This is a genomic window from Micromonospora sp. AMSO31t, assembly GCF_008868175.1.
Lineage (GTDB): Bacteria > Actinomycetota > Actinomycetes > Mycobacteriales > Micromonosporaceae > Micromonospora.
This window is the reverse complement of sequence record NZ_WBKT01000072.1, coordinates 19,264-28,195: the sequence shown is the minus strand read 5'-3', so window position 1 is coordinate 28,195 and position 8,932 is coordinate 19,264. Positions and strand designations below refer to the sequence as shown.

The window sequence follows — 8,932 nt, the reverse complement described above, 5'->3', positions numbered from 1 at the left end:
GCACCACCGACCAGCCCCGCGCCGTACGAGCGACCCTGCCCCCCATGAGCTCCTCCATCCGGGTACGATCCGGCCGCTGATCATCGGCCGCTCTGTTGGTCGGTCGCAGATCGCACATAGTTCCAAATACTCTTCCAGCGAGTGCAACCTAGCGCCGTTCTGCGGAGTCTTTGAGGTGGACGCCGGTCCGCGCCCGGCGACCACCCCTCGGCCGACCCAGCGCGACCTGCAGCGGAAGCCACCCATCGAACGGGGCGAGGAGGCGGCGATGATCCGTAAGGTGAGGCGGCTGCTGGCGGCCGTGGCCGGGATGGTGGTGGCGACCGCGTGCTCGCTGGCCCTCGTCGGCGCGACCCCCGCGCAGGCGGCGCCCAAACCCAAGCTCGCACCGGCCGGAGTGGACATCACCGGCCACCGGCTCGACCAGCCGCTGCAACTGCGCGCCGACACCCGGCCCGCCGAGGTGAACATGGTCGTCGACCAGGTCAAGTGGCTGGGCGCCAGCGGCCAGCAGCGCGGCCCGGCAGCCAAGGACCTCGGTCCCAAGTACACGGTCGTGCTGCTCGTCGCGGGCACGCCCGCGAAGACCTACGACCTCTACCCGCTCGCCAAGGGCGGCCCCCGGGTCTACCGGCCGGCCAAGCAGCCCGACCTGAGCAAGACCCGGGCCGGCTGGTTCTTCGGCCGGCTCAACATGTCCGAGACGCTGCGCACCGCGGGAGTGCCGCTGGAGCGGCAGTTCGACACGCTCAGCGGCGGCATCGGCGGCGGCGAGCGGGTCATCCCGGAGGAGGCCCTCGACCCGGTGCAGGACATCGACGCGGCGCTCGGCGAACTCCAGCGGCTGCTGCTGCTCAACGTCGGGGTCATGGTGGTCATCACCGGCGGGCTGGCCGGCATCGCGCTGCTGGTGCGCCGCCGCACCCGCTGACCCCCGGGGCTCAGACCTCCAGCACGACCTTGCCCCGGACGTGCCCCTCCGCCACCAGGCGCTGCGCCTCGGCCGCCTCGGCCAGCGGGAACGTCCGGGCCACGTGCACGGCGAGCCGGCCGGCGTCGACCAGCCCGGCCAGCACGCTCAGGTCGGCCGAGGAGGGCTTCACGAAGACGTAGCTGCCGCCCAGCCGGGTGACGTGCTCCGGGTCCGCCGTGGAGATCAGCCGCGCCGGCCGGGTCAGCAGCTCGGCGGAGACGTCCAGCGCGTCGCCGCCGAACAGGTCCAGCGCCACGTCCACCCCGTCGGGCGCGACCGCGCGGACCCGGTCCGGCAGGCCGTCGCCGTAGCCGACCGGCTCGGCGCCCAGCGACCGGACGAAGTCGTGGTTGGCCTCGCTCGCCGTGCCGATCACCCGGCCGGCGCCGAGCGCCCGGGCCAGCTGCACCGCCAGGTGCCCCACCCCGCCGGACGCGCCGTGCACCAGCACCGTGTCACCCGCGCCGGTGCGGGCCAGCTGCAACGCCTGGTACGCGGTGAGCCCGGCCAGCGGCAGCCCACCCGCCTCGGCCCAGGACGCCTGCACCGGCTTGTCGGCCAGGCACCGCTCCGGGGCCGGGACCAGCTCCGCGTACGTGCCGTGCTGCACGTCGTCGCGCCGGACGTAACCGATCACCTCGTCACCGACGGTGAAACCGGCCACCGCCGGCCCGACGGCCTCGACCACCCCGGCGGCGTCCCAGCCCGGCACCAGCGGGAAGTGGGTCGGCATCGCAGCGGCCAGGTGGCCCTCCCGGATCTTCCCGTCGACCGGGTTCACCCCGGCGGTGCACACCCGGACGAGGACCGTGTCCGGCCCCACCGGCGGGGTGGGCAACTCGCGCAGGGCGAGCCGGTCGACCGGGCCGTACGCGTCGATCGCGATCGCCTTCACGCAGCCCACGCTAGCCGCCGGACGGCGGCCGCGGGGTCAGCACCAGCGGCGCGGGGGCCTCTCCCGGCGGGCCGTGCGGCTGCGCGGTCGGACCGCGCCGTGCCGGTGGGCGCCCGCCCAGCCGGGCAGGTCGCTGCGGCAGCCCTGCGCCGGCTCGGCCTCGGGACCGGCCGGGGGCGCCGGCTCGGCGGCCCGCTGGCGGGGCACCGGCGGCTCGTCGTCCGCACGCTCGGGCGCCCAGCCGGCGGCCGGCTCCGGATGGGTCAGGCCCGTCCGGCGCGGGTGCTTGGCGGGCGCCGGCTGGTCGTGGTGGCCCGGCCGGCAGGGCTCACCCTGGGCGCAGCCGTGCTCGGCCTCCCCCTGCGCCATCCCGGTCTCCTCACGTTCGCCCTCGCCCGTCGGGCGGTCGTCACCCCGACGTGCCCTGACACCGTACTGGCCGGGCCCGACGGGCTGTTCGGCGCGTACCCGTGGAGATCGTCGGCGGACCGGAACGGGTCAGGGCTGCCGGGCGGCATCGAGGTCGGCGCGGGTGAGCAGGGCGCGCAGCGCGATGCCGTGCCCGGCGAGCGCCTCCGTGCCGCCCTCGCCCCGGTCGATCACGCAGAGCGCGTGCGCGACGGTGGCCCCCAGCTCCCGGAGCTGGCCCGTGGAGATCACCACCTGGCCGCCCGAGGTCACCACGTCCTCGACCACCAGCACCCGCCGCCCGGCGACGTCCGCGCCCTCGGCCAGCCGGGCGGTCCCGTACGCCTTGGCGGTCTTGCGGACGAAGGCGCAGGGCAGCCCGACGTGCCGGGCCAGCGCGGTGACCACCGGGATGCCGCCCAGTTCCAGGCCGGCCAGCACCTCGGTGCCGGGCGGGACCAGCCCGGCCAGGCCGGCGGCGACCCGGTCCAGCAGGACGGGATCGGACTCGAAGCGGTACTTGTCGAAGTACTCGCCGGCGATCCGGCCGGAGCGGAGCACGAACCGGCCGGTGAGCCGGCAGGTGGCGTCGATGTCGCGGGCGAGGTCGGCGAGGGCGCGCGGGGTGTCGGTCACGGGAGATCATTGTCACCGTCGGCCGGCGGTGCCCGGCCGGCGGGCGGGCCTCGGAGTGGAGCCGCTGGTCAGAGCGTGTCAGGCTGGTGCCGTGGGTGAACCGGGCGGGACCGAGCTGTCGGCGACGCTGCGCCGCATCGAGCGGGCGGCGGGCGCGCTGTCGACGGCCAGCGTGGCGCGGATGGACGAGACGCTGCCCTGGTTCCGGGAGCTGCCGGCCGACCAGCGCTCCTGGGTCATGCTGGTCGCCCAGGCCGGCGTCCGGTCGCTTGTGCAGTGGCTGCACCAGGGCGGTGGCGCGACCGACAGCACGCAGGAGGTGTCGGACGAGGTCTTCGCCGCGGCGCCGCAGGCCCTCGCGCGCTCGATCACCCTCCAGCAGACCGTGGCGCTCATCAAGGTGACCATCGAGGTGGTCGAGGAGCAGGTGTCGCACCTCGCCGTGAAGGGCGAGGAGCAGTTGCTGCGGGAGGCGGTGCTGCGCTTCTCCCGGGAGATCGCCTTCGCCGCCGCCCGGGTCTACGCCCGCGCCGCCGAGACCCGCGGCTCCTGGGACGCCCGGTTGCAGGCGTTGCTGGTGGATGCGCTGCTGCGCGGCGACTCGCCGGACGTGCTGGCCAGCCGGGCGGCGGCGCTGGGCTGGTCGGACGCGCCGCCGGTGGCGGTGGCGGTGGGCCGCTCCCCCGGCGGCGAGGTGGCCGCCGTGCTGCACACCGTCTACCGGCAGGCCCGGCGGATCGGGGTCGAGGTGATCGGCGGCGTGCACGGCGACCGGCTGGTCATCGTGCTGGGCGGGGCGGCCGACCCGGTGGCCGCCACGGAGAAGCTGCTCACCGCGTTCGGGGAGGGCCCCGTGGTGGTCGGCCCGGCCGTGCCCAGCCTGGACGAGGCCACCGACTCGGCGCGCGCCGCGCTGGCCGGCTTCCGGGCCGCGCCGGCCTGGCCGACCGCGCCCCGCCCGGTCTCCGCCGCGGACCTGCTGCCCGAGCGGGCCCTGGCCGGGGACGCCGAGGCCCGCCGCCGGCTGCGCCACGACGTGTACGCCCCGCTCGCCCGCGCCGGCGGCGAGTTGCTGGAGACGCTGGACGCCTTCTTCGCCGCCGGCGGCACGCTGGAGAGCGCCGCCCGGGCGCTCTTCGTGCACCCGAACACGGTGCGGTACCGGCTCAAGCGGGTCGCCGAGGTGGCCGGCTTCTCGCCCCTCACGCCGCGCGACGCGTTCACCCTGCAGGTGGCGCTGACGGTCGGCCGGCTCGACCCGGTGGTACCGGGCGTCGCACCGGTCCCGAGCCAGACAATGAGCCCAGGAGCCGGCAAAACGCCGCAGACGGGTGATGATCGGCGCCGATCTTTGTAGACATCCTCCAAACCTTCTAGTGCGGTTTGGTGCCGTGCGTTACAGCGCGACCCGCGAATATCCGTCAGAGTCGTAGGCGTGCTCGCCGTACTCTCACCCGGACAGGGTTCGCAGAAGCCCGGTTTCCTGACCCCCTGGCTCGACCTGCCCGGCGCGGAGGCGCGCCTGGGCTCCTGGTCGGCGCTGGCCGCGGTCGACCTGCTCCACCTGGGCACCCGGGCGGACGCGGACGAGATCAAGGACACCGCCCGCACCCAGCCGCTGCTCGTCGCCGCCGCGCTGCTCGCCGCCGAGCACCTCCCCCTGCAGGACGTCGGGCTGGTCGCCGGCCACAGCGTCGGCGAACTGGGCGCCGCGGCCCTGGCCGGGGTGCTGACCGCCGAGGCGGCCGTGAGCCTGGCGGGCGTACGCGGCCGCGAGATGGCCGCCGCCTGCAAGCTGGAGCCGACCGGGATGGCCGCCGTGCTCGGCGGCGACCCCGACGAGGTGCTCGCCGCCCTGGCCGGGCACGGGCTGCACCCGGCCAACCGCAACGGCGCCGGCCAGATCGTGGCGGCCGGCGCGGTGACCGGGTTGGAGAAGCTCGCCGCCGAACCGCCGGCCCGGGCCCGGGTCATCATGCTCAAGGTGGCCGGCGCCTTCCACACGCCGTACATGGCCCCGGCCGAGGCCGCGCTGGCCGAGGTGGCCGCCGGCATCACCCCCGCCGACCCGGCCCGGACCCTGCTCTCCAACCTGGACGGCACCGCGGTCGAGCACGGCCCGGAGCTGGTGCGGCGGCTGGTCCGCCAGGTCACCGCCCCGGTCCGCTGGGACCTGTGCATGCGCACGATGGCCGACCTCGGCGTCACCGGCGTCGTCGAGCTGCCACCGGCCGGCACCCTGGCCGGCCTCGTCAAGCGCGAGCTCAAGGGCGAGGGAGCCCCCGAGATCGTCACCCTCAACACCCCCGACGACCTGCCCGCCGCGCGGGACCTGATCGCCCGGCACAGCGCATGAGCCCGGAAAACGAGCCGATCCTGCGGGTCCCGCAGTCGCTAACGGAAGGTATCCACTGATGGCCGGCAGCCGGATCGTCGCGATGGGGCACTACCAGCCCTCCCGCGTGGTCACCAACGACGACCTCGCCCAGATGGTCGACACCAACGACGAGTGGATCCGGGACCGGGTCGGCATCGTTACCCGCCGGATCGCCGGGGACGAGACGGTGGCCGACATGGCCGCCGCCGCCGCCGGCAAGGCGCTGGCCAACTCGGGCCTCACCGCCGCCGACATCGACCTCGTCGTTGTCGCCACCTGCACCTCGGTCGACCGCAGCCCGAACGTGGCCTGCCGGGTCGCGGCCAAGCTGGGCATCAGCGCGCCGGGCGCGTACGACATCAACACCGCCTGCTCCGGCTTCGCGTACGCGCTGGGCACGGTGGACCACGCCATCCGGGCCGGCGCGGCGCGCAACGCGATCGTCATCGGCGCCGAGAAGCTGTCCGACTTCACCGACTGGACCGACCGGTCGACCTGCATCATCTTCGGCGACGGCGCGGGCGCGGCCGTGGTCACCGCGACCGCCGAGGGCGAGCCGGCCGGGGTGGGTCCGGTGGTGTGGGGTTCGGTGCCGGAGAAGAGCGACGCGGTCCGGATCGAGGGCTGGCGGCCGTACATCGCGCAGGAGGGGCAGGCGGTCTTCCGCTGGGCCACCACCGCGCTGGCCCCGCTCGCGCTCCAGGCCTGTGAGAAGGCCGGGGTGGCGCCGTCGGAGCTGGCCGCGTTCGTGCCGCACCAGGCCAACGCCCGGATCATCGACGGCATCGTCAAGCGGCTGGACATCCCGAACGCGATCATCGCGAAGGACATCGTCGAGTCCGGAAACACGTCGGCGGCGAGCGTGCCGCTGGCCCTGTCGAAGATGGTCGAGCGGCGCGAGGTGCCCGCCGGCGCCCCGGTGCTGCTGTTCGGCTTCGGCGGCGGCCTGACCTACGCCGGCCAGGTCGTCCGCTGCCCCTGAAGACCCCCTCGGGCGCGAGCGCCGAGGAGTGACGGCCGGCGTCGCCGGCCGTCGAGTGAACCCCCGATGAGAGGAACCAACCGCAATGACCCGTGACGAGATCACCGCCGGCCTCGCCGAGATCCTCGAAGAGGTTGCCGGGGTGAACCCGGACGACGTGGCCGAGGGGAAGTCCTTCACCGACGACCTCGACGTCGACTCCCTCTCCATGGTGGAGGTCGTGGTGGCGGCCGAGGAGAAGTTCGGCGTCAAGATCCCGGACAACGAGGTGCAGAACCTCAAGACCGTGGGCGACGCCGTCAGCTACATCGCGGCGCAGTCCTGATCATGAGTCGTCCCGACGTCGTCGTCACCGGGCTCGGCGCGACGACCCCGCTCGGCGGGGACGTCGCGTCGACCTGGGACGCCATGCTCGCCGGCCGCTCCGGGGTGAGTGCGCTCACCCAGGAGTGGGCCGCGCAACTGCCCGTCCGGATCGCCGCGCAGCTCGCCGTCGAACCGTCGACGGTGCTGGACCGGGTCAAGCTGCGCCGGCTGGACCGGTCCGAGGCGATCGCCATCGTGGCGGCGCAGCAGGCCTGGGCGGACGCCGGCCTGGCCGACTCCGGGCTCGACCCGGAGCGGCTGGCGGTCAGCGTCGGCTCCGGCATCGGCGGCGCCACCACCCTGCTCGCCCAGGACGACATCCTGGAGGCGTCCGGCCCGCGGCGGGTCTCCCCGCACACCATCCCGATGCTGATGCCGAACGGTCCGGCCGCATGGGTCGGGCTGGAGCTCGGCGCCAAGGCCGGCGTGCACTCGGTGGCCAGCGCCTGCGCGACCGGCGCGGAGGCGATCGCGCTGGGGCTGGACATCATCCGCGCCGGCCGGGCCGACGTGGTGGTGGCCGGCGGCACCGAGGCGGTCATCCACGCGCTGCCGATCGCCGGGTTCAGCTCGATGCGGGCCATGTCGACCCGCAACGACGAGCCGGAGAAGGCGTCCCGCCCCTGGGACAAGGGCCGCGACGGCTTCGTCCTCGGTGAGGGCGCGGGCGTCCTGGTCCTGGAGCGCGCCGACCACGCCGCCGCCCGCGGCGCCCGGGTCTACGCGCGCCTCGCCGGCGCCGGGATCACCTCGGACGCGTACGACATCGTGCAGCCGCACGCCGAGGGCGAGGGCGCCATCCGGGCCATCGCCAAGGCGGTCGCGGACGCGGACGTCGCCAAGACCGACATCCGGCACGTGAACGCGCACGCCACGTCGACCCCGGTCGGCGACATGCTGGAGATCGGCGCGCTGCACAAGGCGGTGGGCGACCACGTGCTGCTGTCGGCCACCAAGTCGATGACCGGGCACCTGCTCGGCGCGGCCGGTGCGCTGGAGTCGATCGCCACCATCCTGGCCATCCGGGACGGCGTCGTGCCGCCGACGATCAACCTGGACGACCCGGACGAGGGCCTCACCCTCGAGGTGGCCGGGCACAAGGCGCGCCACCTGGAGATCCCCGCGGCGCTGAACAACGCGTTCGGCTTCGGCGGGCACAACGTGGCCCTGGTCTTCACCCGGGCCTGAGCACGGCATGCCCGCTCGGGGCCCGCGTCCGCACCGGACGCGGGCCCCGAGCGCGTCTCAGCCCCGGTTGCGGGGATGCTGCCGCGCGGTCCGCTCGTTGCCCCGCCGGTAGTTGCCGGTCCACCGGGCCATCACCAGTTGCGGGTCGTCGCCGACCTCGGCGAGGAACTGCGTGGCGCGCCCACCGCGCAGCGTGGCGGCGACCCGACCGTGGTGAGTGATCACCACCGAGCCGTCGGCCCGTTCGACATAGCGGAAACCCTGCGCGCGCTCTCCCATCGGCGCCACCCTGCCAGCGCCCGCGCCCGGCCGCACCCGGATTTGCCGGCGGCCCGGTCCCGGCCCGCCGGGGCCGTTACGGTGAGGACCGTCGAGCCGTCGAGGAGCACCACCCGTGGAAGCGACCGAGATCCGCAAGCTCGCCGCGCTGGAGGACACCCACTGGTGGTACCGGGAGCGGCGCGTCCTGCTGGGCCGGGCGCTGCGCCGGCTGGCGGCGGGCGCCCGCCCGGGGCGGGCGCTGGACATCGGCGCGGCCGGCGGTGGGAACACCCGGGTGCTGCGGGCGCACGGCTGGCGGCCCGTCGCCCTGGAATACAGCGCCGAGGGCGCCGGGGTGGCCCGGGCCCGGGGCCTGCACGTCATCCGGGCCGACGCCCGGCACCTGCCGGTCCCCTCGGCCGGCCTGGGCCTGGTGGTCGCCTTCGACATCCTGGAGCACGTCGACGAGGACCATGTCGCGGCCGCCGAGATCCGGCGGGCGCTGCGCCCCGGCGGGACGGCCCTCATCGCGGTGCCGGCCGACATGCGGCTCTGGTCCGCGCACGACGTGGCGGTCGGGCACATCCGGCGCTACGACCGCGCCGGGCTGCGGGCCGTGGTGGAGAAGGCCGGTCTGGTGGTCGACGAGCTGTGGAGCTGGAACGTGCTGCTCCGCCCCGTCGCGGCCTGGCGGCGGCGCCGGTCCACCGGCAGCAACCTGGACGCGCCGCATCCGCTGGTCAACCTGGGGTTGCGCACGGTCGTCACGGCCGAGCGCCACCTGCCGGTGCGGGCGCTGCCCGGGGTCTCCCTGATGCTGCGCGCCCACCGTCCGGCCTGACCGTC

Annotated in this window: 11 protein-coding genes; 7 read left to right on the top strand and 4 right to left on the bottom strand. The window is 75.3% G+C overall.

The window, feature by feature from the left end:
- Positions 1 to 268: 268 nt before the first annotated feature.
- Entirely contained in the window at positions 269 to 931 is a 663-nt protein-coding gene (locus tag F8274_RS17480) for a hypothetical protein (RefSeq protein WP_151463463.1), read from the top strand.
- Between the two features lie 10 nt (positions 932 to 941).
- Here F8274_RS17480 and F8274_RS17475 read toward each other — a convergent pair whose 3' ends face one another.
- From F8274_RS17475 to F8274_RS17465, 3 genes are all read right to left on the bottom strand, one after another.
- Complete coding sequence (locus F8274_RS17475) at positions 942 to 1,868, bottom strand: NADP-dependent oxidoreductase (RefSeq protein ID WP_151463462.1); 927 nt, start codon at positions 1,866 to 1,868, stop codon at positions 942 to 944.
- A gap of 36 nt (positions 1,869 to 1,904) precedes the next feature.
- Positions 1,905 to 2,237, bottom strand: a complete 333-nt coding sequence (locus F8274_RS17470) for a hypothetical protein (RefSeq protein WP_151463461.1) — start codon at positions 2,235 to 2,237, stop codon at positions 1,905 to 1,907.
- A gap of 129 nt (positions 2,238 to 2,366) precedes the next feature.
- Positions 2,367 to 2,912, bottom strand: coding sequence for an orotate phosphoribosyltransferase (locus tag F8274_RS17465; RefSeq protein ID WP_151463460.1), 546 nt, complete (start codon positions 2,910 to 2,912; stop codon positions 2,367 to 2,369).
- Positions 2,913 to 3,003: 91 nt separating this feature from the next.
- Here F8274_RS17465 and F8274_RS17460 point away from each other — a divergent pair, with 91 nt between their 5' ends.
- The 5 genes from F8274_RS17460 to fabF all read left to right on the top strand — a co-directional run bounded on the left by F8274_RS17460 (position 3,004) and on the right by fabF (position 7,825).
- Positions 3,004 to 4,269, top strand: coding sequence for a CdaR family transcriptional regulator (locus tag F8274_RS17460; RefSeq protein WP_151463459.1), 1,266 nt, complete (start codon positions 3,004 to 3,006; stop codon positions 4,267 to 4,269).
- A gap of 78 nt (positions 4,270 to 4,347) precedes the next feature.
- On the top strand, positions 4,348 to 5,268 hold the full coding sequence (locus F8274_RS17455; protein ID WP_151463458.1) for an ACP S-malonyltransferase: 921 nt from the start codon (positions 4,348 to 4,350) through the stop codon (positions 5,266 to 5,268).
- Positions 5,269 to 5,326: 58 nt separating this feature from the next.
- Complete coding sequence (locus tag F8274_RS17450) at positions 5,327 to 6,271, top strand: beta-ketoacyl-ACP synthase III (protein WP_151463457.1); 945 nt, start codon at positions 5,327 to 5,329, stop codon at positions 6,269 to 6,271.
- 85 nt (positions 6,272 to 6,356) lie between these two features.
- Positions 6,357 to 6,596: an acyl carrier protein gene (locus F8274_RS17445; protein ID WP_088972559.1), complete on the top strand. Its 240-nt coding sequence runs from the start codon at positions 6,357 to 6,359 to the stop codon at positions 6,594 to 6,596.
- 2 nt (positions 6,597 to 6,598) lie between these two features.
- Positions 6,599 to 7,825, top strand: coding sequence for a beta-ketoacyl-ACP synthase II (fabF, locus tag F8274_RS17440; protein WP_151463456.1), 1,227 nt, complete (start codon positions 6,599 to 6,601; stop codon positions 7,823 to 7,825).
- 57 nt (positions 7,826 to 7,882) lie between these two features.
- Here the strand turns inward: fabF and F8274_RS17435 are convergent, their stop codons facing one another.
- Complete coding sequence (locus F8274_RS17435; protein ID WP_151463455.1) at positions 7,883 to 8,104, bottom strand: hypothetical protein; 222 nt, start codon at positions 8,102 to 8,104, stop codon at positions 7,883 to 7,885.
- A gap of 115 nt (positions 8,105 to 8,219) precedes the next feature.
- On the opposite strand from F8274_RS17435, the gene F8274_RS17430 reads away from it, so the two are divergent.
- A complete protein-coding gene (locus F8274_RS17430) occupies positions 8,220 to 8,927 on the top strand; it encodes a bifunctional 2-polyprenyl-6-hydroxyphenol methylase/3-demethylubiquinol 3-O-methyltransferase UbiG (protein ID WP_151463454.1) in 708 nt (235 codons plus the stop codon).
- Positions 8,928 to 8,932: the final 5 nt, after the last annotated feature.